General features: G+C 61.2%; 23 protein-coding genes. 6 read left to right on the top strand and 17 right to left on the bottom strand.

Annotated features, from left to right (window positions below; genetic code table 11):
* Positions 1-77: 77 nt before the first annotated feature.
* On the top strand, positions 78-1,652 hold the full coding sequence (locus VJ464_08835) for an altronate dehydratase family protein (GenBank protein ID HKQ05222.1): 1,575 nt from the start codon (positions 78-80) through the stop codon (positions 1,650-1,652).
* Between the two features lie 109 nt (positions 1,653-1,761).
* Here VJ464_08835 and VJ464_08830 read toward each other — a convergent pair whose 3' ends face one another.
* The 3 genes from VJ464_08830 to VJ464_08820 form a co-directional block, all read right to left on the bottom strand.
* Positions 1,762-3,561 (bottom strand): serine hydrolase, encoded by a 1,800-nt coding sequence (locus tag VJ464_08830; protein HKQ05221.1) that lies wholly within the window; start codon positions 3,559-3,561, stop codon positions 1,762-1,764.
* Positions 3,562-3,659: 98 nt separating this feature from the next.
* Positions 3,660-4,343 (bottom strand): hypothetical protein, encoded by a 684-nt coding sequence (locus VJ464_08825; protein HKQ05220.1) that lies wholly within the window; start codon positions 4,341-4,343, stop codon positions 3,660-3,662.
* 82 nt (positions 4,344-4,425) lie between these two features.
* Positions 4,426-4,743 carry an EthD family reductase gene (locus VJ464_08820; GenBank protein ID HKQ05219.1) on the bottom strand — a complete coding sequence of 106 codons (318 nt, stop codon included), beginning with the start codon at positions 4,741-4,743 and terminating at the stop codon, positions 4,426-4,428.
* Positions 4,744-4,860: 117 nt separating this feature from the next.
* Here VJ464_08820 and VJ464_08815 point away from each other — a divergent pair, with 117 nt between their 5' ends.
* Entirely contained in the window at positions 4,861-5,481 is a 621-nt protein-coding gene (locus VJ464_08815; protein ID HKQ05218.1) for a hypothetical protein, read from the top strand.
* Between the two features lie 88 nt (positions 5,482-5,569).
* On the opposite strand, the gene VJ464_08810 is transcribed toward VJ464_08815, so the two are convergent.
* From VJ464_08810 to queF, 3 genes are all read right to left on the bottom strand, one after another.
* Entirely contained in the window at positions 5,570-6,469 is a 900-nt protein-coding gene (locus tag VJ464_08810) for a hypothetical protein (GenBank protein ID HKQ05217.1), read from the bottom strand.
* A gap of 83 nt (positions 6,470-6,552) precedes the next feature.
* Complete coding sequence (locus VJ464_08805; protein ID HKQ05216.1) at positions 6,553-6,858, bottom strand: hypothetical protein; 306 nt, start codon at positions 6,856-6,858, stop codon at positions 6,553-6,555.
* Between the two features lie 33 nt (positions 6,859-6,891).
* Entirely contained in the window at positions 6,892-7,329 is a 438-nt protein-coding gene (gene queF / locus VJ464_08800) for a preQ(1) synthase (protein HKQ05215.1), read from the bottom strand.
* A 244-nt stretch (positions 7,330-7,573) separates the two neighbouring features.
* On the opposite strand from queF, the gene VJ464_08795 reads away from it, so the two are divergent.
* Complete coding sequence (locus tag VJ464_08795) at positions 7,574-9,634, top strand: glycosyltransferase family 39 protein (protein HKQ05214.1); 2,061 nt, start codon at positions 7,574-7,576, stop codon at positions 9,632-9,634.
* A gap of 31 nt (positions 9,635-9,665) precedes the next feature.
* Here the strand turns inward: VJ464_08795 and VJ464_08790 are convergent, their stop codons facing one another.
* Both VJ464_08790 and VJ464_08785 read right to left on the bottom strand, forming a co-directional pair.
* Complete coding sequence (locus VJ464_08790; GenBank protein HKQ05213.1) at positions 9,666-11,123, bottom strand: PQQ-dependent sugar dehydrogenase; 1,458 nt, start codon at positions 11,121-11,123, stop codon at positions 9,666-9,668.
* A complete protein-coding gene (locus tag VJ464_08785) occupies positions 11,086-11,322 on the bottom strand; it encodes a hypothetical protein (protein ID HKQ05212.1) in 237 nt (78 codons plus the stop codon). The genes VJ464_08790 and VJ464_08785 overlap by 38 nt, the downstream gene beginning before the upstream one ends.
* Positions 11,323-11,586: 264 nt before the next feature.
* Between VJ464_08785 and VJ464_08780 the strand changes: the two genes are divergently transcribed.
* Entirely contained in the window at positions 11,587-13,350 is a 1,764-nt protein-coding gene (locus VJ464_08780) for a glycosyltransferase family 39 protein (protein HKQ05211.1), read from the top strand.
* On the opposite strand, the gene VJ464_08775 is transcribed toward VJ464_08780, so the two are convergent.
* From VJ464_08775 to VJ464_08750, 6 genes are all read right to left on the bottom strand, one after another.
* Positions 13,292-15,001, bottom strand: coding sequence for a hypothetical protein (locus VJ464_08775; GenBank protein ID HKQ05210.1), 1,710 nt, complete (start codon positions 14,999-15,001; stop codon positions 13,292-13,294). The two genes, VJ464_08780 and VJ464_08775, sit on opposite strands and share 59 nt — an antisense overlap.
* Before the next feature lie 11 nt (positions 15,002-15,012).
* Entirely contained in the window at positions 15,013-15,783 is a 771-nt protein-coding gene (locus VJ464_08770) for an ABC transporter ATP-binding protein (GenBank protein HKQ05209.1), read from the bottom strand.
* A 2-nt stretch (positions 15,784-15,785) separates the two neighbouring features.
* Positions 15,786-16,583: a rhomboid family intramembrane serine protease gene (locus VJ464_08765; GenBank protein HKQ05208.1), complete on the bottom strand. Its 798-nt coding sequence runs from the start codon at positions 16,581-16,583 to the stop codon at positions 15,786-15,788.
* Positions 16,584-16,711: 128 nt separating this feature from the next.
* Entirely contained in the window at positions 16,712-17,587 is an 876-nt protein-coding gene (locus tag VJ464_08760; protein ID HKQ05207.1) for an NAD(+)/NADH kinase, read from the bottom strand.
* Positions 17,588-17,703: 116 nt separating this feature from the next.
* Positions 17,704-18,579, bottom strand: coding sequence for a hypothetical protein (locus tag VJ464_08755; GenBank protein HKQ05206.1), 876 nt, complete (start codon positions 18,577-18,579; stop codon positions 17,704-17,706).
* A gap of 80 nt (positions 18,580-18,659) precedes the next feature.
* On the bottom strand, positions 18,660-19,391 hold the full coding sequence (locus VJ464_08750) for a C4-type zinc ribbon domain-containing protein (GenBank protein ID HKQ05205.1): 732 nt from the start codon (positions 19,389-19,391) through the stop codon (positions 18,660-18,662).
* A gap of 176 nt (positions 19,392-19,567) precedes the next feature.
* Here VJ464_08750 and VJ464_08745 point away from each other — a divergent pair, with 176 nt between their 5' ends.
* Positions 19,568-20,110 carry a TlpA disulfide reductase family protein gene (locus tag VJ464_08745; GenBank protein ID HKQ05204.1) on the top strand — a complete coding sequence of 181 codons (543 nt, stop codon included), beginning with the start codon at positions 19,568-19,570 and terminating at the stop codon, positions 20,108-20,110.
* Positions 20,111-20,130: 20 nt separating this feature from the next.
* Here VJ464_08745 and VJ464_08740 read toward each other — a convergent pair whose 3' ends face one another.
* The 3 genes from VJ464_08740 to VJ464_08730 all read right to left on the bottom strand — a co-directional run bounded on the left by VJ464_08740 (position 20,131) and on the right by VJ464_08730 (position 21,901).
* A complete protein-coding gene (locus VJ464_08740) occupies positions 20,131-20,403 on the bottom strand; it encodes a helix-turn-helix domain-containing protein (GenBank protein HKQ05203.1) in 273 nt (90 codons plus the stop codon).
* A 74-nt stretch (positions 20,404-20,477) separates the two neighbouring features.
* Positions 20,478-21,002, bottom strand: coding sequence for a CvpA family protein (locus VJ464_08735; protein ID HKQ05202.1), 525 nt, complete (start codon positions 21,000-21,002; stop codon positions 20,478-20,480).
* Positions 20,999-21,901, bottom strand: a complete 903-nt coding sequence (locus tag VJ464_08730) for a phosphoribosylaminoimidazolesuccinocarboxamide synthase (protein HKQ05201.1) — start codon at positions 21,899-21,901, stop codon at positions 20,999-21,001. The genes VJ464_08735 and VJ464_08730 overlap by 4 nt, the downstream gene beginning before the upstream one ends.
* Positions 21,902-22,186: 285 nt before the next feature.
* Between VJ464_08730 and uvrB the strand changes: the two genes are divergently transcribed.
* A complete protein-coding gene (uvrB, locus tag VJ464_08725; protein ID HKQ05200.1) occupies positions 22,187-24,172 on the top strand; it encodes an excinuclease ABC subunit UvrB in 1,986 nt (661 codons plus the stop codon).
* Positions 24,173-24,243 lie beyond the last annotated feature (71 nt).

Genomic DNA, 24,243 nt, shown 5'->3' with positions numbered 1-24,243 from the left:
GACCTTATACCGGTAAAATGAATGCGGCTCAAGCATCACAGACCATCGCCAAATTTATAGAGTGAGCTGAAAAGATCATGACTGACCTACGCACTGCACAGGCCGCGCCAATTCAGGATTACGCCATCATCGTTGATCCCAAAGACAACGTCGCCGTCGTCAAACAGCAGACCGAGCCCGGACTGATCGTTGCCCTGCCCGGCGGCCGCGCGCTTGAGGTCAAGGCGAGCGTGCCGCCGGGCCACCGCTTCGCGACGCGGGCGATTGCGGCGGGCGATTTCGTCTTGCAGTATGGCCAGCCCATCGGCACCTCGCTCGGCATTCAAGAAGGCGACGCGATTACTCACGCCAACATGACCGACGACGTTCCCGTCGTGCGCCAGTTGCCTGACGACCTCGCAACACCGCCGCCGGCTTATGTTCCCGAAAGCGAGCGCCCAACTTTCATGGGCTTTCGCCGGCGCGATGGCCGCGTCGGCACCCGCAACTTCGTCCTAATTATTCCGACCAGCATGTGCGCCAGCCACGAAGCGCAGCAGATTTCCATGATGGCTGAGTTCATGCTCTATAAGCGCGAGCGCTTTCCTAATGTGGATGGCGTCGTTGCCATCCCGCACAATAAAGGCTGCGGTTGTCAGGATGGCTCGAACCTCGACGTGATGCTACGGACCTTATCGAACTATGCCGATCACCCGAACGTCGGCGGCGTCATCTTGATGGATCTGGGCTGCGAGAAGACCAACCTGGCTTACGTCGAAAAGTACCTGCTCAGGCGCGAGCGCGCTTTCGACAAGCCTGTGGCCAAGATCGGCATTCAGGAAGTCGGCGGCACGCAGGCGGCCATCGAGCGCGGCATGCAAGAGGTCGAGCGCATGCTGCCGGAAGTCAACCTCGCGACGCGCGAAGCCGTGCCGGTAAGCGAGCTGGTGCTAGGCGTGAAGTGCGGCGGCTCGGACGGTTTTTCCGGCCTGTCGGCTAACCCGGCGCTGGGCCGCGCCGCCGACCTGTTGGTCGAACGGGGCGGCACCGTGCTGATAACCGAAGTGCCGGAGTTTTGTGGCGCAGAGCACATTCTCGCCAACCGCGCCAGGGACGCCGAGACCGGCCGCGCCGTCTACCGCATGGTTGATTGGTACAAAGATTACGCCGCGAAGTTCGGCGCCGTGCTGAATCAGAACCCGAGTCCCGGCAATCAGGCCGGCGGCCTGCTCAACATCACCATCAAGTCGCTCGGGGCGATTGCCAAGGCCGGGACGACGCGCGTCGAAGGCGTCGTCGAATACGCCGAGCCGCCCGGCGGTCGCGGCCTGAACCTGATGCAGGGGCCGGGCTACGATCAAGAATCAACGCCGGGGCTGGTGGCTGCGGGCGCGACGGTCGTCGTCTTCACCACAGGGCGCGGCACGACTATCGGCAATGCCATTGCGCCGGTCATCAAGCTGGCCTCGAACACGCCGGTCTACGAGCGCATGTCGCGTGACCTCGACTTGTCGGCGGGCGGCATCATTGACGGCACCGAAACGATTGACGATGTCGGCGCCCGCGTCTTCGAGCGTGTGCGGCAGGTGGCGAGCGGCGAGCAATTGGCAAAAGCCGAAGAGCATAAGCATCGCGAATTTCAATTCTGGGCCGAGCAGGCCGTGTCACTTTAGCGCCGTTTTCGATAGCGTTTGCCATGTAGCGCAAGCTAACAGCTTGCGCCAGTCGCTGCGCAAGCTAACCGCCTTGCGCTACATCAAAATGAAACCCGCCTTGCGCCGCTCACTGCTCCAGCTTCTTCAGCATCGCCGCCCCATTGGTGTTGCCGGGGTTGAGCTCTAGCGACTTCTTGTAGCTCGCAATGGCCTTCTCTTTCTCGCCATTCGCCATGTAGGCTTCGCCCAGACTGTCATAGACGTTCCAGGACTTCGGGTACAGCTCGACGTTGAGCTTGAAGACGGCAATCGCTTCGGCAATCTTCTTCTGCTGGAGCAGGCCGTAGCCCAGGTTGTTGAGATGCTCCTCGGACGCCCCCGGATCGTTCGGGAACTCGCGCCTGATCTTCCGATACGCCTCGACGGCTTCATCAACTTTGCCCGCCACCAGCAGCTCGTAAGGGATCAGCGCGTCTTTAGCCAGGCGCGGGGCCGTTATGATTCCCTCGCCGAACCGCACCTTCATCGCCGCGACGTGGCCCGCGGCGTCGCGGACAAAGACGTAGCGAACATCATCCGCCGTCGTGATGAACTCGGTGTCAGAGATGGGCAGCAGGTCGAAGGCTTCGCGGTTGGTCACTTGCCCGCGCAGCTTGCCGTTCTGCCGGCTGACGGTCAGAGCCAGGTCCGGGTAGAGCTGAAAACGCCCCTCGTAATCGGCCAGCTTGTCGGCGGCGAGCGTCACCACGGCGACCGGCGGCGGCAGGTAATCTTCCCACTGGTATTCGCGGGCGACGGCGCGGAAGACTTCGTCAATGATCTGGCCGTTGTCGGAATTGACCATCACGGCGACGCCATAGCCTTTATCGCGATTGACCAGCAGGCCGGCGCGAAAGCCTTCATCGGCGCCGCCGTGGCCGAAGTAGACGGCGTTGCCGTGCTTCTCAACGAAGAAGCCCAGGCCGGGCGGCGCGTCCGCGAGGAAAGGCGTCACCATCTTCGCCGCCATCTCTTTGGAGAGTACCTTGTTGGATTTGCCGGCCAGCGAAAGCTGCACCTCGATGGCGAACTTGCAGAGGTCTGTGGGCGTCGTCCACAATCCCGCCGCCGCCATCTCGGGGTAGACGTGAATCTTGCCTTCGACCTCTTTGCCGTTGGGCCGGTAGCCGGTCGCGGCCTGCTTGCGCCAGTCGTCGGGCAGCGGTTGGCTGTAGGTGCTGTGCGTCATGCCGAGCGGCCCGAGGACGACATCGCGAGCGATCTGCGGGTAAGGCTTTTTCTCGATGTCCATGATGGCGAGCTGCGCGATGGTGATGCCGCCGCCTGAGTAGCGGAATTTTGAGCCCGGCTCGAAGTCAACGCGCACGGCGGGCGTGTTGGCCGGCGGCTTGCCGTCGAGGATTTCCGGCAGCGTCGGTATCTTCTGGCCGACCGCGTAGCCGGGGAAGCCATGCACGGTGAGCCCGCCGCTGTGCGAGAGCAGGTTGGCGAGCGTGACCTTCTTCTTCGCGGTGAATTCATTATCGGGCAGCTTCCACGAGGTCAGCTTGTTGTTGATGTCCTCGTCGAGCGCGATCTTGCCCTCGCTGACTTTCTTCAGCGCCACCATCGCCGCGACCGGCTTGCTGATCGAGCCGGCCTGAAAAAGCGTTTCCGTCGTCACCGGCTCGTTCGTCTCAAGGTCTTTGACGCCATAGGCGCGCGCCCACTCGACCTGGTAATCATTGATGACGGCGATGCTGACGCCGGGGATGCGGTAATGCTTCATGCGCTCCTGGATCGTCCAGCCGGGAGCGCCTTTGATCTGCACAGCAGGCAGCAGCCCGGTCTCGACGCGCTGGATGCGCGACTGCGCCGGGGATTGGCCGAGCGCAGCTTGCGAGCAGATGAGAACAAGTACGAGCAGTCGAGAAAACATCGGATTCATGACCTTCTCCATCTGGGAACTTATGATAGTGGGCACGCCGAATAGAACCGCCAGGTGGGTGATACTATACCTGAAAAAGTCCGCCGCCGGTCAACCGATCAGCGTCGCAGTTTCAGACTCTTGACGGCGCGGTCGAGCAGCGCTTTGGCCATGTCGTCCCACTGTGACTCGGCCCGCCCGCCACGCCACAGGTCGCTCGCCCGTAAGCCTGTCGGTGTCAGGTCTTCCATATAGATGATCATCAATTCATCGCGCCGCGACTCGTCTACGAGGTGGACAAGGCGTTGCCACAACATCTCGTCGCTGGCCATGCGGTAGCCCTTGCTTTCGAGGAAAGCGCGGGCGCGGCTGCCGTCCGAGTCCGGGCGGCTGACGTTGATCTTCATATTTCTCGCCGCCGCGTCGGCGAAGAAGGCCAGCCCGCCGATGTCGACCGTCTGATTCGATTTGTAGCGGTAGGTGTGGGTGTTGCCGGGCAAGTAGCCCTCGAACTGCACCCAGTAGAATCGCTTGATTCGGCCATCCTTGTCGGCGTCCACGAAGAAGTGCTGCTCGGCGTGCGCCACGTCGTAGAGGATGAATTCCTGATGGCCGACGTACTTGAAATCCTTGCCGAATTCGAGGCGAACCGCAGGCGTCGCAGGCGAGGTCAACACCTGACCTTTGACCTTGCGCGCCGGCCCGGCTGCCGCTGTCGCCGGCGAAGACGAAGTTTGCGCCGCGCCGCTGAACGATGTTCCCAGACCGAGCATGACCATCATCAGCCCTGAAAGCATTTTCATTGTGAGTCTCCTCAAGTAATTTGCTTGAGCATACGACGCCTCACAGGGGTCTGTTTCAGGGTTGTCAGGTCAAGCGTGGCGGTCAGCGAGAAAGCTTGACTTCGCTGATCTGGATGCCGGGCTCGACGTCCGTGTAGTTCGGGATGTCGCCTTGCAGCGCCGCGGCGTGAGGAATGAATGCCGCTTGAAACGCTTCGACTGAATCGAAGAGCAGGTGGCACATGGCGACGTAGAGCGGCGGCGAATCGGGCAGGTCGCTGGTCAGGCCGTAATCGATTGAAACGCCCTTGAGCGCGCCGCCGAGCTTTTCAATCGTCATCGGCATATGCTGGTTGAGATAATAGTCGAGGTCGAAGCGGTTGCCCGGCCTGTTCGGGTAAAGGATGCTGACTTTGATCATGGATGCCTTCGCTTAAGACGGTGAAAGTTGGGCTGGTGCTGAGAGCCATGTTATAAACGATCAGGGGCTTCAGAGACAAGCGGTGTCGGCCCGCGGCGGCGCAAGCTGGGAATGCTTATGAAGATGGTGATGGTCGGCGGTCACACGCGCAACATCGGTAAAACGTCGGTTGTCGAAGGCATCATTCGCGGCCTGCCGGAGATGCACTGGACGGCGGTCAAGATCACGCAGTTCGGCCACGGCGTCTGCTCGACCAGCGGCGAGCTTTGCGATTGCGCCGTCGCCGAGCATGCCTTCGCCATCACCACCGAGCGGCAAAGGGACTCAGGCACCGACACGGCGCGATTCCTCGCCGCCGGGGCGCGGCGCGCCCTGTGGGTGCGCGCCGGGCAGGGCGAATTGCTTACGGCGCTGCCTTCGCTCAGAGAGGCGATTGCCGAAGACGCGCACGTCATCATCGAAAGCAACAGCCTGCGCCGCTTCATCAAACCGACGCTCTTCTTGCAGGTCATCGATCCGGCGAGCGCCGACTTTAAAGATTCGGCGCGGCAATTCTTCGACATGGCTGACGCTTATCTATTGCTCAATCGGGCCGGCGGTGGGCCGGCGGCAGAGTCGCAAGCGGTCTTGCTGGCGCGCGAGATCAAGCGGAATAAACCCTGCCTGACGATCACCGCTGAAGAGCGCTATATGAATCAGGAAGTCTTGCGGTTTGTCCGCTCGCGGCTGAACGATTGAGTTTGCCGTGTAGCGCAATCTGTTAGACTGCGCGAGTCACGGCGCAATCTAACAGATTGCGCTACATCCAATTGAAAACCGCTTTAGTTCACCACTTGGCGTTGCCTGCTTCGTCGAGCCAATCCTCAGTCAGATCGCACCACAAGGCGAGGCCGCGCCATGTGCCGAAGCGCGCGTAATGCCGGCGAATCTTTTCGTCCGACGCCGCTCGCCCTTTGTTGTGCTTGCGCGAAAACTGCGGGCGCACCCACGAATCGAGGCCGAGGCCGTCGTAGCGACCGACGAGCTTCAACAAGTTTTCCGCCGCATAATCGCCGACACCTTTGACGCGCTTCATCTCGCGGATCAGCTTGTCGGTCGGCAGCTCACTCGTCAGCCACGATTCGACATCGAGCTCGCCCGTCGCCACGCGCTCGGCCAGCTCTTTCAAGTAAGCCGAGCGATAACCGGCGCGCACCGTGTCGCGGTAAAAACTTTCGGGCATCGCGGCCATCGCTTCAGGCGTCGGAAAGTCGCGGCGGCCGTCCGAGGTTTCGCGCCCGAGCGCGCCGACCAGCCCGCCGACCATCTTCTCTGTAAGCGACCACGCGCAGTTAGTCGTGCACATCATCTTCACCAGGTCTTCAAAAACCGTCGGCGCGCGCAGCAAGCGGCCCGCGCCATTGCGGGCGATCCACGCGAAGGCGGGATTGCTGGCCGTGAGCTGATAAAAGTCGCTCATGTCGTCGTCGAGCCGCATCATGTGGCGCACATCACGCAGAACTTTGTCGGCGGCGCGACGGCTGAGCTTGCGCCGCGTCGTGACGTTGATGGCTTGCTCGCCTTCGCTAAGGGTGACGGTGATGGGCCGCGCCTCGCCCGTAGCAATGACGCGCGTGAGCGCCCACGCCTGGCGATCCAGATCAAACGGCGGCAGCTCGCACCAGCCGTGACTGATGACTGTGCGGCGGAAGCTGAAGGTCGCGGGCGTGGAAATTGTCAATTGCATAAAGATAGGGTTCCTGGTTCCTGGTTAGCAAACTCTGGCCCTTTCAGAGAACCTGGGACAACTAACCAGGAACCAGAAATGTTTCAAACCTCTTCGTCGAGATCGATCAATTCGTCTGCCGGCACGAGCGTGAAGTATTGGTCGAAGACGTCAGCCGTGCGCGACAGGTCAACATCGTCAGCGTAGAACAGGTGTTCGAGAAAGCGCTCTTTCGCCTGGCGCTCGTCGTCAATCATGTCTTGCCCAAAGCCGCCCTGCGTGATCGAGACGACGACGCAAGGCAGGCCGCCGGGGTCGTCGGCCTGAGCAATATCGGCGGACCTGCTCTGAAGCAGCGCCAGGTAAGCCGGCCTGTAGGTGACGACATAGTATGACTTCTGCATCTCCATAGCATTGCCTGTCTGTACGGCGAAGGCGGCGGCTCAGTTCGCGCCCGCCCGCTGTCGCGCGGTTTCGGCGCGCCGGTACGCGGCGCGGATCACCGTCTTGATGTTGCCGCGCACATTAAAGTCGCCTTCGATATCAACCGCCAGCGGATCGCACGCCCGCACGAAATCGTCGAGGATGCGGTTGATGACATGCTCGTGAAACATCTTCACCGCGCGGAACGAGTTGATGTAGAGCTTCAGCGACTTCAGCTCGACGCACAGCTCGTTGGGCACGTATTCGAGCTTGATCGTCGCAAAGTCGGGGAAGTCCGAAAACGGGCAGATGGCGGTGAACTCCGGGCAGGTGAATTCGATGCGAATCTCTTTGCCGGGATACTTGTAAGCGAAGGTGTCGAGCGGCACGAGCGCCAAGGCTTCGGGCGGCGTCTCTTCGATGACGAGCCCCGTGTGCTCCAGGATTTCGGTTGCCATATCTCTCCTTTTTCCGCCACAGTCGCGCCGGGCGGTTTTAGACTGTCTATGCCGACAGGTTTCAGGATTGCAGCCGGTAGTCAGCTTTCAGACTGCGCGAGTAAAAGAGAAGTGTAGCAGGCGGCTCGAAAGCGCTTCAACCGGTCGTACCTGCGGACGAAGAGCCGGTGAATGGTGTGGCACTTCGGTTGTGCTATAATCGCGGCGCTGCTCATCAGAGCTGAGAGCCTTTCGAGACCGTCACATGATATTTGTGTCAGACCGCAACCGCTGGCTGTCGGTCGCGCGCCGCACCGCAAAATGGACAGCCGACCGTTTCGGCTTGCACGCCACGCCGCCGGCTCGCTGGCGGCGCTCAATCATCCTGCTGACCTGCGCCAGCCTCTTCCTCATCGCCGTCGGCGTTCGCCTGCTGCACTGGCAGGACTATCGCGCCGAGCTGACGCGCGGTGAGCCGTGGATGGCCGACCTGGTCAGGCAGTACAAAAGCGAAGCGCAGCAGATGCGCGAAGGCGGCGGCCTGCTCTTTCCGCGCACACCAATTGATCCGGGAGATGCGCGACTGCTGCTGCACCCGCCCGGTTATTCCATGCTGATGGCGGCGGTCTTCGGGGTGTGGAATGATTCCAACTCGGCGGTCAGGTGGGTGCAAGTCATCGGTGACGGGCTCGCGGTCGTGATGGTCTTCCTCATCGCCGCCGAGCTGCTCAACGGGACAATTGCGCTGATTGCCGGTTTGCTTGCCGCGCTATCGCCGCATCTGGCTTTCTACTCGCTGTGGCTTTCGCCCGACAGCCTTGCGGTGCTGCCGATCCTCTTAGCGGTTTACTTTCTCATCAAAGCGGCGAAGCAGCCCCGGCTCAGCACGGTGATCGCCGCCGGCGCTATGATTGGCGTGTCGTGCTGGCTGCGCGCCAACGCGTTAATGCTGGCGCCGTTTCTCGCCCTGGCGCTGGCGGCGCTGGTTGTTCGCGGCAAACGGCTGCGCTACGCGCTGACGCTGATTGGCGCGACGATCCTGGTGATTGCGCCAATCACGATTCGCAACGCCATCCTGTTTCATCGCTTCATCCCGCTATCGATTGCCGGCGGCGAGAATCTGGTTGTCGGCATCGGCGATCTGGATAAGCAAGGCCGCTTCCAAATGCCGACTTCAGACCAGGACGCCGCGCTCAAGGATGCCGAGTGGCACAACCGCCCGGACTATGCCCAGAACCCCTGGGCGCCGGATGGCATCGAGCGCGATCAGTACCGCTATGCGCGCGGGCTACAGGTGATTCGCGCTCATCCCTTCTGGTTCGCCGGCGGCATGCTGCGCCGCGCTGCATTCATGCTCAGCTACAATGATGCGCGCCCCGCCGACTGGCCTTTCAACACCGCAAGCGTGCCGATCATTTCCGCAGAGCCCGCGGTCGCGCACGCCGCCGCGCGCCCGGACGACGCGACACCTGTCTGGTCGAGCGCCGCATCGGGATGGCTTAGCGATGAAGCCTTCGCCGCACCGGCGGCTGACGTGGCGCTGGACGCCGGCAGTCAATCCTTGCGGGTCGCCGGCGATTCGTCGGCCTTCGGCAATCAGTTTGCCTCTGCGCCTCTGCGCCTCAAGCCACAGACCGATTACCTGCTCACCCTGAGAATCAAAGCCGAGCAGGCAGCCGCCGCGGTCAAGGTGACTACGGTAGACCGGCGCTTTACACTGGCGTCGGCAATTCTGGATAGCCCGCCCGCGGAGTCGGCAGCGAGCCGAAAACCGAAAAGCGAAAGGCGCGAGCCGTCGTCTGATGAGCCGCCGGGTGAGCCGGAGATGCCTCTGCTTCAGATGGTGTTTGCGAGCGGCGACCGCAGCGCCGCGCGCCTGGTGATTAGCAACAACGGGCCGGCCTCTGCCCCGCACATCACGCGAGTGGGTCAGGCCGATCTATTCGAGCTTGGCGCAACCCCTTACTTGTGGACGCGCTACCCGCGCGCCCTCGCTCACGGCCTGCAAAAGAATCTATTCAAGACCAGGGGCATGCTGCCGCTAGTCGTCGCCGGTTTGTTGCTGTTGGGCCTGGCGGGGCGCGGTCGCGTGCTGGTGGTGTTGCTCGTCGTGCCGCTCTACTATCTCTGCGTTCAATCGGCGTTGAGCACCGAGTACCGCTACATTCTGGCGCTTCACTATTGTCTATTCATCGCCTCAGCCGTCGCCCTCTACTGCGCCGGCATCACCATCGGGCAGCTGACCTCTCGGCTCTCGGCAAAGATACGCGAGCGGCGCGGCAAACCGGCAAGCGACGAAGCAGAACACTCCGCAAAACCTCTCTGACGGGTGGCCTGCTTACAGGTCGCGCCGGGCTTTACGGCACGACTTGCAGGGTCAGCTTATTCGAGCGCGTGCCGTCAGCGCGCACGACTTCGACGACGAGCGGGCCGGGCGTCGCCAGCATAAAGCCTTTGAGCCGCGCCACGAATATCGGATGTTCGGTCTCGGTTGATGTATAGTCGGTGGCAAGCTCGATGCCGTTGACGACGACCGTCGCATTGGCCGATGCCGCCGTCGGCGTTGATGATTCCAAGACGACAATCTCGAACTTCTTGCCATTGCCGCGCACACTGATGGGGTCCAGCACCGCGCCGCTCGCTCGCTTACGCACCCACGCGCGACCGATGGCAAATGGCGTCGTCGGCGGCGGGTTGAGGTCGAGGCGGTGCAAGGTGCCGCCTTCGCCTGTGACATAAATCTCGCCCGCCTCGTCTTCGCCGAACGAAGTGATGCCTAGCGAAGTATCGGCCAGCAGCTTCTCAGCGCCATTCTGCAACATGAGAATCTCGCCCGTGCAGTAGTCGCCATAGATGTAAGCGCCCGTCGGCAAGCTAGCGCGCGTGCCGCGATAGACGTAGCCGCCGATGATCGCGCAACGCCCGCTGGGGTGTGTGTATTCCAGCAGCGGCGGGATGGTTTGCACCGTCGCACACAGCGGCGGATCAAGGTTCGTGCAGAGCGTGCCTTCAAAGATGCGCCAGCCGTAGTTGCCGCCGCGCTGAATCAGGTTGATCTCTTCGCGCGCTCCCTGCCCGACATCCGCGGCATAGAGCGCCGCCGTCTCGCGGTCGAACGAAAAGCGCCAGGGGTTGCGCAGCCCATAGGCATAGACCTCGCTGCGCGCCGGCGCCGGGTAGCCGATGAACGGATTATCCGCCGGCGAGCGGTAAGGCTGATCGCCATCCATGTGGTCTACATCAATGCGCAGAATCTTGCCGTGCAGGTCATTGAGATTCTGTGCGCGGTTGCTGGGGTCGCGAGCCGGGCCGCCATCGCCGACCGCAATGTACATATAGCCGTCGGGGCCGAACTCCAGCATGCCTGCCTTATGACTGGCAGACGGCTGGGCAATCACCAACAGAATTTTCTCGGTCAGCTCGGCCACATTCCCGTTCGTCGCCGAGACCTGATATTCGGCAACCACCGTTGAGCCGTCAGAGCGGCGGATGTAGTCAATGAAGAAACGGCGATTGGTCGCAAACTGCGGGTGAAAGGCAAGTCCGAGCAGCCCTTGCTCGTTGAACGATAGGACCTTTGCCGTGATGTCGAGAAAGACGGTCGGCGCACTGGCTCCGGGTTGCAGCACCTTGATGCGCCCGTCTTGTTCGACGACGAACAGGCGATTGCTGCCGTCGTGGGCGCTGGTCACATACAGCGGCCCTTCCAGGCCCGACAGCACCGGCACTAACCTGAGGGTGGGAGATGTCTGCGCCGTGACGCGGTTGCTGTTAAAACTACAGACCGCGACGAGCGCCAATAGTAGAGATGCCAATACCGCGTTTCGCAAATTCCATCGGCGGCGCGCCGATCTCTTCAACCTCATATTCATAAAGCCCCTTGTCATTTTCATAGAGCCAAAATAGTGTCACAACCAGCGGCGACCGCGCCATAGCAGAATGGCCCGCTGATGCGATGCTCGCCCGTACGCCAGGGGCATTCAGTTCTCGACATTCAAAAGGTGAATTAAACACAGAGACACAGAGGCACGGAGGGAACACAGAGGAGACGCCGTGTTTTCTCCGTGTCTCCATACCTCTGTGTCTCTGTGTTTTTCTTTCATCCCTGTTTCGCAGAACTGAATGGCCCTGCCCGTACGCAGAGAGTGAAGCCCTGAACCGCCGAGCTTGTCCTTTGGGCGATAACCGTTTATCTTTGCTTGCCACAGTCCTGCATCACCGTCCAGCCGTTCGGCGATGCGGCATCACACACGGCCCGAATGCGCGAACAGGTTACGGATGAGCGACACGACGCCTCACATACCGATGCGCCGCAAACATCTTGGATACCACCTCGACCTGGCGCTGCTGGCGCTGATCCTTTCAGGCTTTGTCCTGGTCGCGGCGCAACGATTGGCCAGCGTGCCGCTGCCCGAAACCGACGAAGCCTACACGCTCCAGGTGCCTTACGAGATGCTCGTTCACGGCAAGCTGGCGCTGCCGATGCTGCGTTATCTGGGCGGCGACATCGAAAACCACTGGCATTCTTACACGCCCGTCTACTTCGTCATCCTGGGCGGCTTCTTGAAGCTCACCGGCTGGGGCTTGCTGCAAGGCCGCATCTTCAACCTGATTACGGCTGTCCTGCTGCTGTTGATGGTTTATGCGCTGGGCCGGCGGCTGTTGGATTGGCGGGTCGGGCTGATGGCCACCCTGCTGCTGCTCTCTGACATCACTTTCATCGAGCGCAGCCGCATGCTTCGCAACGACTATCTGGCGGCCTTCTTTGCGATGCTCGGCTTCTATCTATACGAAGTCGGCAGGCGACGACGGCAAGCGCGTTACTACCTCGCATCGGGGCTGGCCGTCGGCTGTGGCGTGATGTGCCACACGAACATTCTCTACATGATTTGCGCCATCGGTCTATTGATCTTGCTCGACCAGGGATGGCGAGCGTTTCGCAAGCGGCCGCTTTATGCATTCGCGGGCGGCGCGCTCGCCGTCATGGCGTACGAGATCGTTTACGATCTGATCGATTACAAAAACTATCTACTGCAAAACCGCCAGGACAAGCTTCACTTCATGCTCTTCGAGCCGGGCGGGCTCTGGCAAAACTTCGTCGGCGAAGCGGCACGTTATCGCGCTTGGTACACCGCCCGGTCGCAGTACGCCGGCACACACTATGGGCTGATCTTTCAGAGCTTGCCGCACACCCTGTCGCATGTTTTCCAACTGCTGACGGCGGCGGCTATCATCTACCTGCTCTGGGTGTGCGCTCGTCGCATCAGGCAGAAGCAGGCGATGAGCGATTACCGCGTTCACCTGCTGATCGTCACCGTGGTAACGGTGCTCTTTCACGCGATCATCACGGGCCACAAAGAGATTTATTACATGGCGCATCTCGCGCCCTGGTTCGCGCTCGCGGCGGCCGTCATGCTCAAGGATGCCTATGATCGGATGGGCGGCTTACGACTGAGGAGCTGGCGTGAGGCGCGATTGGTCTACAAAACCGCAACCGTCGCCATGCTGATCGCGGGGCTCGCATTCGGCGTCATGCTGGTCAGACTATACAAGAAGTATGGCGAAGGGCTGCGCAACCCGGGCCTGGTTACCTTCGCCGAGTACGAAACCACTTTGAGAGAGTTGATCCCTGATGAGCTGTGTCCGGTCGTCAGAAAAATCTCGCCCGCCGTCTGGCTGGCCTTCCCTGAGAAGGATGCTTGCTTCGCCGACATCGAGAACCGCGTGAGAAAAGCAGTTGATATAGATGGCAAAGACTACGCGCTGCTGACGCCCGATGTCTGGCCGGAGTACCACTTGCTGGGCGAGTTGAAGGACACCGCGTACGGCCCATCAATCTACATCTATTACACCGGCAGCGATCCGCGTTTCAGCTCCCTGCCCTCCAGACGTTATCGCTTCTTCAACTGGCAGCGCGGCCATGTCGAAGAGCCGCTGGTTCCCCCCACGGTCGAGCGAAAAACGTCTCCGGCTGCGCCCGTGCCTACAAACGGTCATCGGGCTGAACCACTCTCGCCTCGCGGCTCAAGGCGCGCAGGCTGAAGTAAAAGAACGCCGAGATCGAGAGGCTGAGGGCGATAAACAGCCAGTAAGGAAAGACCGCTCTAATCACAGGCAGGCGGCCACGGATGGCGATTGCTTGCAAGCCGCCGAACACCGACAGCACCACGAAGCAGAAGAGAAACAGCACCAGGTTGCGCGAGGTCTGCTGGCCCTTTTGATACTTGCGCGCCAGCGGCAAGGTTTCGCGAAACAGAAAGCCGAGCATTAACGCCGCCGGCGTGATGATCACCCAGGGCGCAAGCAAGAGCGCCGCATGCAGCGGGCTGCGCCACAGGATGGCGTAGAGCATAAACAACACCGCAAACCCCGGCAACGCCACCCACACGAAGACCGCTTTGCGAAATCCGCCGTGCAGGTCGCCGAGGCGGGCCACCGGCGCGACACGGAAGATGTAAGCCGCCGCTTGATGCTCGGAAAAGCGTAAGACTTCGACTGCCGTAAGCGCGACGTAGCAGATCATCAGCGCCCCCATCAGCGAGTACGCCTGAACGCCGCGCGCCACGAAGGGGTCGGGCAAGCCTTCGCTGAAGACCGCCAGCAGCGGCACGAAGATGAAGTAGGCCAGCGAGGGGTAGAGCCGCACTTTCACTTCGCGGTTGCGCCGCAGATAGACGGAAACCAGATCAAAGGCGGCGCGCTCGGCAGGCCGCGCCAGCCACAGAGATTTAAGCCGGCTGGCCCCGCCGCGCTCATGTGCGACGACCGGCGCGCTCGCCGTGACCAGCTTTGACGCGCCGTCACCATAACTCAGGCCGACGACGAATGATGAATAATCACTGCCGACTTTGCGGATCGCCAGATGGCCGAGCGCCACCAGCACCGTGAGGCCGACGCCGGCCAGCGCCACGGCAAACGCCTGCGCCTTGCCCATCAGCACCAGGGTGACGCCGGCAAACCACGCCGGCGGGAACAGCAGGTAATACCAGCGGTAACTGCGCGCCATCTGCAAGAAGTTGATCTCCATGACGCGCGGCAGAATTTGAAAGCCGAACATGAAGAGCAACACGAGAACGATCTGACTATAGGCAATAAGGCTGTCGAAGCGCTCGCGGCCCACCAGCCGCATCAGCAGGCCATAGCTGGTAACGATCAGCGCCGTCGCCAGCAGCGCGTCGAGCAGCGACGCGAGCGCGTGCGCCGGCAAAAACAAGACATTCGCGCCGGCCGTCCAGATGCCGAAGATGGCCGGAAAGAGATTGGCGGCGGCGGCCAGCAAAGCGGTGAAGAGAAAAAGGTTCAGCACCTTCGCGGCGAAGTAGGTGCGCGAGCTGATGGGCAGGTGGCCGAGGATGTCGGCTTCGCTCTCATTGAAAATGACATTGCCGGATTCGGCGAGGATGGCGAGCGCGACGATCAGCAACGTAAAGGTATGCATCACGATGGAGAAATGCAGCGCGTCAATGTCGGTGAACAGCGCCATGCCGCCCATCACCAGGCCGGTCAAGACATACATCCCGAAAAGCATTAGCAGCGCCGCATTGCCGCGCACATATTCGCGGGCGCTGAACTGCATAAACGCCCTGCCGCCGCGCAGGTCTTGCTTGAGATAAACCCCGATGAGCGTCGCCAGTTGCCGCCTATCGACATCGAAGCGCGCCAGCGCAGGGGTGATAAAAGAAAGAATGGGCATGGCGGCAACGGCTAAAAGCTGAAGGTCTTCGAGAACTCTTCGGCTCGTTCTTCGAGGTCGGCGGGGGCCGTCAGCTTATTGAAGATGCGTTCGAGCGAGCCCTCGCCGCTCGCCGTCCGCAGCTCGGCGAGCGTGCCGTCGGCGGCGACGCGACCGTGATCGATGATCACGATGCGGTCACAGGTGCGCTCGACGACGTCGAGGATGTGCGAGCAGTAAAGAATCGTCTTGCCCTCGGCGGCCAGGTTCTTAATCAGGGTCTTGAACATCAACTGCGTGCTGGCGTCCAATCCGTTGAGCGGCTCGTCAAAAAAGATGACGCGCGGGTTGTGAATCAGCGCCGCCGAGATGACCACCTTCTGCCGCATGCCTTTTGAATAAGTCGCCAGCGGCTTGCGGTCAACCGTGTCGCGGGCGAGCTCGAAAAAATCAGCGAACTTGATGACGCGGTCGCGAATGACCGCATCATCCAATCCATACAAGCGCCCGACCATTTCCAGGTACTCGCGGCCCGTCAGCGTTTCGTAGACCGCGCCCGATTCCGGCACGTAGCCGATCAGCCGTTTGACTTCGAGGCTCTGCTGCTGCACGTCGAGCCCATAAATCTCAGCGCGCCCCGCGGTCGGCGCGATCATGCCTGTGAGCATCTTGACGGTCGTCGACTTGCCCGCGCCGTTCGGGCCAAGATAACCGACCAGTTGACCCGACGGAATCACCAGATCGATGTGATCTACGGCGGTGAGCGTGCCATAAACTTTCGTCAGGCGTTCAAGTACGATCATATTCAGTGGGACTCATAAAAAGGCGGCTGGGTGCGCCGCGTCTGCCGGTTGCGAAAGATGAAAGAGAGCAACAACCCGGTGACGAAGCCGCCGATGTGCGCCATGTAAGCGACGCCGCCGCTGTGCGTCGCCGGCGAAAAGCTGGCCGTATACTGACTGAAGATCTGAATGACGATCCAGAAGCCCAGCACGACGAGCGCCGGCAGCTCGATGGTGGTAATCAAGAAGCCGAGAAAGACGATGTTGCGCACGCGGTTGCGCGGGAACATCACCAGATAAGCGCCGAGCACGCCGGCAATCGCCCCCGATGCGCCCAGCGAAGGCACAGGCGAGCGCGGGTCTACGGCGATCTGCGCGAACGAAGCCGCCAGCCCGCAGATGAGATAAAAGATGGCGAATTTGCCGTGCCCGAAATTGTCTTCGATGTTGTCGCCGAAAATCCACAGGTAAAGCATATTGCCGATAATGTGCATCCAGCCGCCGTGCATGAACATCGCCGTCAGCAGCGTCAAGTAGATCGGCGAGGGGCCGGGCGCTTGCGGAATCTGCACGGCGCGCGGAACCGCGCGCCCGCGCGCATCGGCGGAGACGCCCGGCAAGATGACCGGCGCTTGCAGGTCCGTGCCGGTCGTGATCTCAAGCGGCACGACCGAATAGCCGGAGGTGAAATACTCGCCCTGCGGCGTCATCATCGCCTGTTGCAACAGCAGGAAGACGAGAACATTGACGGCGATAATGGCATAGACGACAAACGGTGTCGTCAGCCGGCCCTGATTATCATCCCCAATGGGAAATAGCATGGCGTCCCCCGGTAGCTAGGAGGCAGGAGGCAGGAGGCAGGAAGCAGTCTTTGAATTAAGGCTATGATGTGAATCGAAGACGACCATCCGGGTACTGCCTCCTGCCTCCTGCCTCCTGCCTCCTGTTTTCACCGTCCACTCCATCTCAGTTTCGAGCGCAGAATCTCGAAGTAGTCGCGGTCTTTCGCGGCCACCGTGTTAAAGGTGCGGGCGCTCTTGCGCAGCTCGATGCGGTCGTCGGCCATCAATGGCATGCCGGTCTGCCCGTCCGATGTCAGCATCACTTCCTGCTCGCGCGTGTGGACGCGCAGGCGAATCTCTGCGTAATGCGGCAGCACCAGCGGGCGGTTGGTCAGCGTGTGCGGGCAGATCGGCGCGATGGCGATGGCTTCGACGCCCGGCACGATGACCGGCCCGCCCGCCGACAGGTTGTAAGCCGTCGAGCCCGTCGGCGTTGATAAGATCAACCCGTCGGCGCGAAATGTGGTGACGTACTGGCCGCCAACCGTGAAATCGATATCGATGATGCGGGCAAGCGCCGACTTATTGACGACCACGTCGTTGAGCGCTGTGCCGGCGCCGACCTGATCGCCGTCGCGCAGGACGCGCCATTCAAGCATCAGCCGCCGGTCTATCTCATAATCGCCGCGCACGACGTATTCGAGCGCCGGCACCACATCGTCTACGGTGAACTCGGTCAGGTAGCCGAGCGTGCCGAGATTGACGCCCAGCACAGGCGTGCCGCGCCCGCTCACCAGCCGCGCGGTGGCAATCATGGTGCCGTCACCGCCAAGCGCCACCAGCACGTCACAATGATCGGCGATCTCGCGGGCCGAGGCCGAAAAGGTGCCGGGCGGCAGGTCGGCTTCTTTGACGCGGTCGTTGACGAAGAGGTTGATCTCGTGATCGGCGGCCCACTCGGCGATGCGCGCGGCAATTTCGGCGGCGCGCGGCTCGTTGGGCTTGGTGACGATTCCGATGCGCGCGGGCGGTTCGTGAGGCATAAGCAGTAGTCCGTGGTCGGCGGTCGTTTGCTTGGATTCCGTGGACGCGCCGTCCGTGGAATCGTTGCAATTTTGACAGAGGCGGTCACGAGTTACAACCGACCGCTGACGACCGGCTACTGTGTGTTGGCCACAGGCACCCAGAGCAGCAGGCGGCGCGCGACCTGTATATTCTGCGGCTGTAGACCGATCTCGAAGATGTCGTACTCATTGGCCAGCGCCAGGTATTCCTCGTAAAGCGCCCGCAAGGCTTCGCTCGCCTCTTGCTCGATGCGGTCGAGGTCTTCGCGTAGCTCGGCGTCTTCCCACTTGACCACTTCTGAAAGCGGCCTCGGCTCGGTGGTGCCAAAGACCGCGCCGGCCAGCGTCGAGAACATATCGGCGAGGCGATGCTCGCTCTCAAACAGGTGCAACTTATGGGCGATGAAGCTCTCCAGACTGATCTCTTCCAGGCGCGAGCCCTTCAAGCCCTGCGCCTCGCGCACCTGTTCGAGTTGCAGCTCGAAGCGGTTGCGCAGGCGCTTCAATTCCGGCTCGACGCGCGACAGCGCCGCTTCGGCAATGCGCGGCAGAAAATCTTCGCGGGTCTCGCCGGGCACCGAGAACAATCCAAAGACCGGGGTGAAGAAGACGCGCAGCCGCTCGTTGCGCACCAGTCGGGCGATCAACTCGGCTTCATACTGCGCGCAGCCTTCACGAGTCGTCTGGTAATTCCCATTATGATGGGGGATGCCGGGATCGGGGCGGGTGGCCAGTTGCGACAGCGTCGCCGAATCAACTGCCGGGCGATCCCAATCAATCGCCAGGTCGGATTCGGGCAGCCAGGCGCTGTAGGTGCGCTCTTCGGAATGGTTCAAGCCGGCGCGCAGGCTGCGGAAATTGATCGAGCACTCGACGAGCATGGCCGGGCGGTAGCTCATGAGACTGCGGTCATGAGCGGCGTCCGGGTGCTGCCAGAATTCCTGGATGCCTTCGATAGATAAGCGTTCCATAAATCAGTTGCCAGCCGTCAGTTGTCAGTTGTCAGTATGGCAGACGCGCAACAGGATTCACCGAGAACTGAGAACTGACTTCATCCCACGGCTTCGCTGGTTGATTCGGCTTTGTAGTAAAGAATACGACCGCAGTTTTCGCAGGTGATCATCTGGTCGCCGCGGCGCACGTCACTGAAGACTTTCGGCCGCACGCGGACACGGCAGACCGAGCAGATGCCTTCGTTGCTGATGAGCGATAACGCCAGACCGCGGCGGCTGCGCGCCAGCCGGTCATAGGCCGCAAACAGCGGCTTCGAGACCTTCGTTGCCAGCTCCGCCCGCCGCCGGTTGAGGTCGGCAATCTGCCGCTCGGCATCCTGCCGCTCGGCGTCAAAGCCAGCCAGCGTTTGGTCGGCCTCCTGGCGCTGGCGCTCGACGTCGGGGGCGCGCTGCTCGATTTCCGAAGCCAGCCGCTCGGTCTCTTCCATACGCTTGAGGATTTCGCTCTCGAAGGCGCTGATCTGTTTTTTCGTGGCGTCAATCTCGCGCACCACCGCCTCGTACTGCTTCGGGTTGGTGACCCGCATCTTGTCTTGTTCGAATTTATCGTGATGCTGTTGGGCGGAGGCCAGTTCGGTTTCCAGTTGGGTGCGGTCGTTGAGGGTTTTATCGTGTTGTTCTTGAAGTCTCAGGAACTCTGCCGCGTATTGCCGGAATTCGCTCTCGATTTGATCCCGTTCCGCCGGGATGCGTGCCAGCCTGTCGTTGAGCCGTTGCAGTTCGAGGTCGAGTTCCTGGAGCTCAATGAGCTGACCTAATTCAGTGCTCACGGATTTCCTCCAGTTGGATTCATAGGCAAGTCTACACTATCAACAGCGGTTTCTCAAGACGGGGCGCAGGAGGGACGTGTCGCCGCGTCGCCGCGTCCCTTTCCTGCGCTGCCATCGGTCGGCTACAATCATAGGAGTGACGCCCGCGTCACGGCAACATTCCCTCGGAGGTCGCTATGAAACTTTTGATCGTCCTGGCCCTGGCCCTTGCCCTGACTGCGCCCGCGCTTTCAAGCGCGCAGAACGCCGCCGGCACCGAGCCCTTGAAGGCGCTGCCCGAAGTTCATCTGGTGGATTTCGACGGCAAGCCGGTGAAGGCCGACTCGCTGAAAGGCAGTGTCTACGTCTTCGATTTCTGGGCGACCTGGTGCGGCCCATGTCTGCTGGAGATTCCGGTGTGGAACCAGTTGCAGGCGAAGTACGGCGACAAGGGATTAAAGGTGATCGGCGTGACGATGGCCTCAGGCGACGCCAAGGAAGTGAAACCGTTTGTTGCCAAGCGTAATATGAAATACACGGTGCTGCTCGGCGATGACGACCAGACCTATGACCTCAACGTCATCGGCTTCCCGACCACCTATGTGGTCACCGGCGACATGAAGATTTACAGCAAGTACATCGGCACCAGCGCCCGCAAGGCGGCGAAGATCGAAGCCGATATTCAAGAGATTCTGAAGCGCCAGGCAACGACAGCAACCGGGGCGGCAAACGATCATTGAACGGGGGAACAGGGGGGCGATTATTTTTTGCCGCGTGCGGCGACGGCTGCCGCACGGACGCGCGGGCGGCGGTGGCGCGCGCCGATCATGTGGCCGTTCTGGTAAAACTTCTCGACTTTCTTTGACAGCGTGTTGCGGTGGATGCGCAGCTCTTCGGCGGCTTTCGAGAGATTGCCATTCGTGCGTTTCAGCACCGATAAGATAAAGTGCTTCTCGAATTCGGCGACGGCGTCTTCGAACAAAATGCCGCGTTCGACCATCTCGGCGACCAGTGCCTCGAGCCTGCTTTTCATCGTTAATTCTCCTTCGGCGCTAGAGCGAGCGCTCTACTTGTTTATTCTTATTCGTCATTTGCTTTTGCGGCCTGTCACCCATGTTGTCCCCATAACGCTTGAACCACGGCATAACCGTCAAGAAAGCGCCGGCGCAGATCACTAGACGTCAGGTAAGCGATCACCCGCGTGCCTTCGAGAAGCAAAGGCGCGAAGCTCGCTCGCCCGACCGCTTCCAGCTTGACGGGGAAAGCCGTCAATGCGAGATAAATCACTGAGCAGATCAGCCAGCCGCGCACAAGGCCGAAAACCGCGCCCAGCCCGGTGTCGAGCCATCCCAGCCGTGCCCGCTTCAGCCCGCCGCGCAGCCATCGCGCCAGCAAGCTGCCGCCGATCAGCACCAACAAAAAGAGACTGATGAAGCCGAGCAGGTTCGCCAGGCGCGGCGACTCTGTAAAGAGCGCGAACAGCGGCGCCGCCAGCGGATAAAGTTGCGCCGCAAGAATCACCCCGAAAACCGCCGAGACCACCGAGAGTATGCCTTTGATAATTCCGCGACTCGCCCCCCAGATGACCGACGCGACGACAACGATCAAAACGAAATAATCGAGAACCGTCATGCGGATTGCGCCAGCTCGTGCCCGGTCAGCAGCCGGTACGCTTCCAGGTACTTGTCGCGCGTGCGGGCGACGACTTCGTCGGGCAGCACAGGCCCAGGCGGCTGCTTGTTCCAGTCGAGCGTCTCCAGGTAATCGCGCACGAACTGCTTATCAAACGACGGCTGGCTGTGACCGGGCTCGTAGCGCGCCGCCGGCCAGAAGCGCGACGAGTCAGGCGTCAGCGCCTCGTCAACCAGGATGACTTCGCCGTCTTTGACGCCAAACTCAAACTTGGTGTCGGCAATGATGATGCCGCGCTCGGCGGCATACGATGAAGCGCGCGCGTAGATGTCGAGCGTCAGCGCCTTGAGCTTCGCGGTCGCCTCTTCGCCAATCAGGTTCGCGGTTTCGCGCTCACTGATATTCAGATCGTGGCCCGATTCGGCTTTGGTCGCCGGGGTAAAGATCGGCTCCGGCAACTGGGCGGATTCTTTCAGGCCCGGCGGCAGCTTGATGCCACAGACCGCGCCGCTCTGCTGGTAATCCTTCCAGCCCGACCCGGCGAGGTAGCCGCGCGCCACGCATTCGACGGGAAAGACCTCGGCGCGATGAACCAGCATCGAGCGCCCCGCAAGCGGCTCGCGAAACCCCGCGAGCGGCGCGGGATAGTCTTCGACGCGCGCCGAGATCAGGTGATTGGCGACGATTCCCTTCAGATAGTCGAACCAGAATAGTGAGAGCTGCGTTAGCACGACGCCTTTCATCGGGATCGGGTTCGGCAGCACCACGTCAAAGGCCGACAGGCGGTCGGTCGCAACAATTAACAACCGGTCTTCGACCGCATAGATATCGCGCACTTTGCCGCGCCGGAAAAGCGTCAAGTCGGGTAGGCTGGTCTCTGTGATCGGGTTGATGGTCACTCCTCGCCTGTTCGGTTTTGTGCTGTCAACTGCTGCGGAAATCCACACGCGATGACTAAAGGCAGTGTGATGGCAATCGGCATTATCGGCATGCGCCCATGCAAAGTCAAGCGGTCGGCGCCAGTCAATCAACTGCGGATTTTTCTAACGCCGGCGCAACTCTTTTTTCGCGATTTTTGTTACAAAAACTACCGACGCCGGGCCGCTGTTTGCCGGCGCGCGCCGCCCGCGGGTATAATTTTCTTTTCCGTCCAAAGACTGATTTACAACCGGGCAAGAGGAACAATGGATTTCAAACTTGTATCCGAATATGTGCCGCAGGGCGATCAGCCGCAGGCCATCGAACAGATGGTGCGCGGCATTAACGAAGGCCGCGAGCATCAAGTGTTGTTGGGCGTCACCGGCAGCGGCAAAACCTTTTCAATGGCCGCCGTCATCGAGCATGTCCGCCGGCCCGTGCTCGTCATGGCCCACAACAAGACGCTCGCCGCGCAGCTCTACCAGGAGTTCAAGTCGTTCTTCCCGCACAACGCCATCGAATACTTCGTCAGTTATTACGACTACTATCAGCCCGAAGCCTACATTCCCTCGACGGACACCTTTATCGAGAAAGAGGCGACGATCAACGAGGAGATTGACCGCCTGCGGCTATCGGCGACGCGCTCGCTTTTCGAGCGGCGTGACTGCATCATCGTCGCCTCGGTGTCGTGCATCTACGGTCTGGGCGACCCCGACGCTTACTATGGCCTGGTCGTCTTCATCGAGCGCGGCCAGCAGTTGTCGCGCACGGCGCTGCTCAAGAAACTGGTCGAGATTCAGTACCAGCGCAACGACATCGAATTCACCCGCGGCACCTTTCGCGCGCGCGGCGACGTGGTCGAGATTTATCCGGTCTATCAGGACAGGGCGATCCGCATTGAGTTCTGGGGCGACGAGATCGAAGCCATCTCGACGATTGACCCGCTGCTCGGCGAAGTTCTCGAAACTCACCAGCGATTGCCGATCTACCCCAAGTCGCATTACGTGATGCCGAAAGACACCTTGAAGCGCGCCATCCGCACGATCAAGGAAGAGCTTGACGAGTGGGAGCCGAAGCTCATCAGCGGCGGCAAGCTGCTCGAAGCGCAGCGCCTGCACCAGCGCACCCTGTATGACATTGAGATGCTCAAGGAGCTGGGCTACTGTCACGGCATTGAAAACTACTCGCGCCACCTGACGGGCCGGCTGCCGGGCGAGCCGCCGCCGACCCTGCTCGATTACCTGCCGCGTGATTCGATTGTCATGGTTGACGAGAGCCACCAGACGGTCCCGCAGGTGCGCGGCATGTATGCCGGCGACCAGTCGCGCAAGCGCACGCTGGTCGAGTACGGCTTCCGCTTGCCCTCGGCGATGGACAACCGCCCGCTCAATTTCGAGGAGTGGGAGCGTCGAGTCGGCCAGCTCATCTTCGTTTCGGCGACGCCCGGCCCTTACGAGCTGACGAAGACCGGCGGCGAGGTCGTCGAGCAGGTGATTCGCCCGACCGGCTTGATCGATCCTGAAGTCGACGTGCGCCCGGTGCGCGGCCAGATCGATGACCTGTTGAATGAAATCCGCGAGCGCACCGAGCGCGGCGAGCGCGTCCTGGTGACGACGCTCACCAAGAAGATGGCCGAAGATTTGACCGAGTACTACACCGAAGTTGGCGTGCGCGTGCGTTACCTGCATTCGGACATCGTCACGCTGGAGCGCATCAAGATTCTGCGCGACCTGCGCGCCGGCGAATTCGACGTGCTGGTCGGCATCAACCTGCTGCGCGAGGGCCTGGATTTGCCCGAAGTCTCGCTGGTCGCCATCCTCGATGCCGACAAGGAAGGCTTCTTGCGCTCGGAGCAATCCTTGATTCAGACCATCGGGCGGGCGGCGCGCAACGTGCGCGGCAAGGCGATTCTCTATGCCGACCGCATCACCGATTCGATGCGCCGGGCCATTGGCGAAACCCAGCGCCGCCGCGAAAAACAGGCCGAGTACAACCGCGAGCACGGCATTACGCCGCAGACCATCGTTAAGGCAATCGATTCGACTCTGGTGTCGATTGTCGAGGCCGATTACTTCAAGGTGCCGACGAACGTCGAAGAGATCGAAGAGTATACGCCTGAGAAGATCGCAGAGACGCTCGCGCGGCTCGAACACGAGATGCGCGCCGCCGCCGCCCGTTATGAATTCGAGCGCGCCGCCGAGTTGCGCGACCGCATCAAGCACCTGCGCAATCGCCGCCTCGAAGTCGCTTGAGCGGCAAAACCACAAACGCGAACGCGGCCACGGATGAAGCGCATCAGTGATGCACGCCATCCGTGGCCGCT

Source organism: Blastocatellia bacterium, from assembly GCA_035275065.1.
Taxonomy (GTDB): Bacteria; Acidobacteriota; Blastocatellia; order UBA7656; family UBA7656; genus DATENM01.
The sequence above is the reverse complement of the archived record's forward strand: the minus strand, read 5'-3'. Positions and strand labels throughout refer to the sequence as shown.

What these genes read in the sequence shown, in the direction of transcription:
- VJ464_08805 (HKQ05216.1), bottom strand. Translation starts at nt 6,858, where the DNA reads ATGGAGATGCAGAAGTCATACTATGTCGTCACCTACAGGCCGGCTTAC.
- VJ464_08775 (HKQ05210.1), bottom strand. Translation starts at nt 15,001, where the DNA reads ATGCCCATTCTTTCTTTTATCACCCCTGCGCTGGCGCGCTTCGATGTC.
- VJ464_08825 (HKQ05220.1), bottom strand. Translation starts at nt 4,343, where the DNA reads ATGAAAATGCTTTCAGGGCTGATGATGGTCATGCTCGGTCTGGGAACA.
- VJ464_08755 (HKQ05206.1), bottom strand. Translation starts at nt 18,579, where the DNA reads ATGGAACGCTTATCTATCGAAGGCATCCAGGAATTCTGGCAGCACCCG.
- uvrB (HKQ05200.1), top strand. Translation starts at nt 22,187, where the DNA reads ATGGATTTCAAACTTGTATCCGAATATGTGCCGCAGGGCGATCAGCCG.
- VJ464_08780 (HKQ05211.1), top strand. Translation starts at nt 11,587, where the DNA reads ATGAGCGACACGACGCCTCACATACCGATGCGCCGCAAACATCTTGGA.
- VJ464_08830 (HKQ05221.1), bottom strand. Translation starts at nt 3,561, where the DNA reads ATGAATCCGATGTTTTCTCGACTGCTCGTACTTGTTCTCATCTGCTCG.
- VJ464_08820 (HKQ05219.1), bottom strand. Translation starts at nt 4,743, where the DNA reads ATGATCAAAGTCAGCATCCTTTACCCGAACAGGCCGGGCAACCGCTTC.
- VJ464_08765 (HKQ05208.1), bottom strand. Translation starts at nt 16,583, where the DNA reads ATGCTATTTCCCATTGGGGATGATAATCAGGGCCGGCTGACGACACCG.
- VJ464_08745 (HKQ05204.1), top strand. Translation starts at nt 19,568, where the DNA reads ATGAAACTTTTGATCGTCCTGGCCCTGGCCCTTGCCCTGACTGCGCCC.
- VJ464_08735 (HKQ05202.1), bottom strand. Translation starts at nt 21,002, where the DNA reads ATGACGGTTCTCGATTATTTCGTTTTGATCGTTGTCGTCGCGTCGGTC.
- VJ464_08770 (HKQ05209.1), bottom strand. Translation starts at nt 15,783, where the DNA reads ATGATCGTACTTGAACGCCTGACGAAAGTTTATGGCACGCTCACCGCC.
- VJ464_08795 (HKQ05214.1), top strand. Translation starts at nt 7,574, where the DNA reads ATGATATTTGTGTCAGACCGCAACCGCTGGCTGTCGGTCGCGCGCCGC.
- queF (HKQ05215.1), bottom strand. Translation starts at nt 7,329, where the DNA reads ATGGCAACCGAAATCCTGGAGCACACGGGGCTCGTCATCGAAGAGACG.
- VJ464_08810 (HKQ05217.1), bottom strand. Translation starts at nt 6,469, where the DNA reads ATGCAATTGACAATTTCCACGCCCGCGACCTTCAGCTTCCGCCGCACA.
- VJ464_08760 (HKQ05207.1), bottom strand. Translation starts at nt 17,587, where the DNA reads ATGCCTCACGAACCGCCCGCGCGCATCGGAATCGTCACCAAGCCCAAC.
- VJ464_08835 (HKQ05222.1), top strand. Translation starts at nt 78, where the DNA reads ATGACTGACCTACGCACTGCACAGGCCGCGCCAATTCAGGATTACGCC.
- VJ464_08740 (HKQ05203.1), bottom strand. Translation starts at nt 20,403, where the DNA reads ATGAAAAGCAGGCTCGAGGCACTGGTCGCCGAGATGGTCGAACGCGGC.
- VJ464_08815 (HKQ05218.1), top strand. Translation starts at nt 4,861, where the DNA reads ATGAAGATGGTGATGGTCGGCGGTCACACGCGCAACATCGGTAAAACG.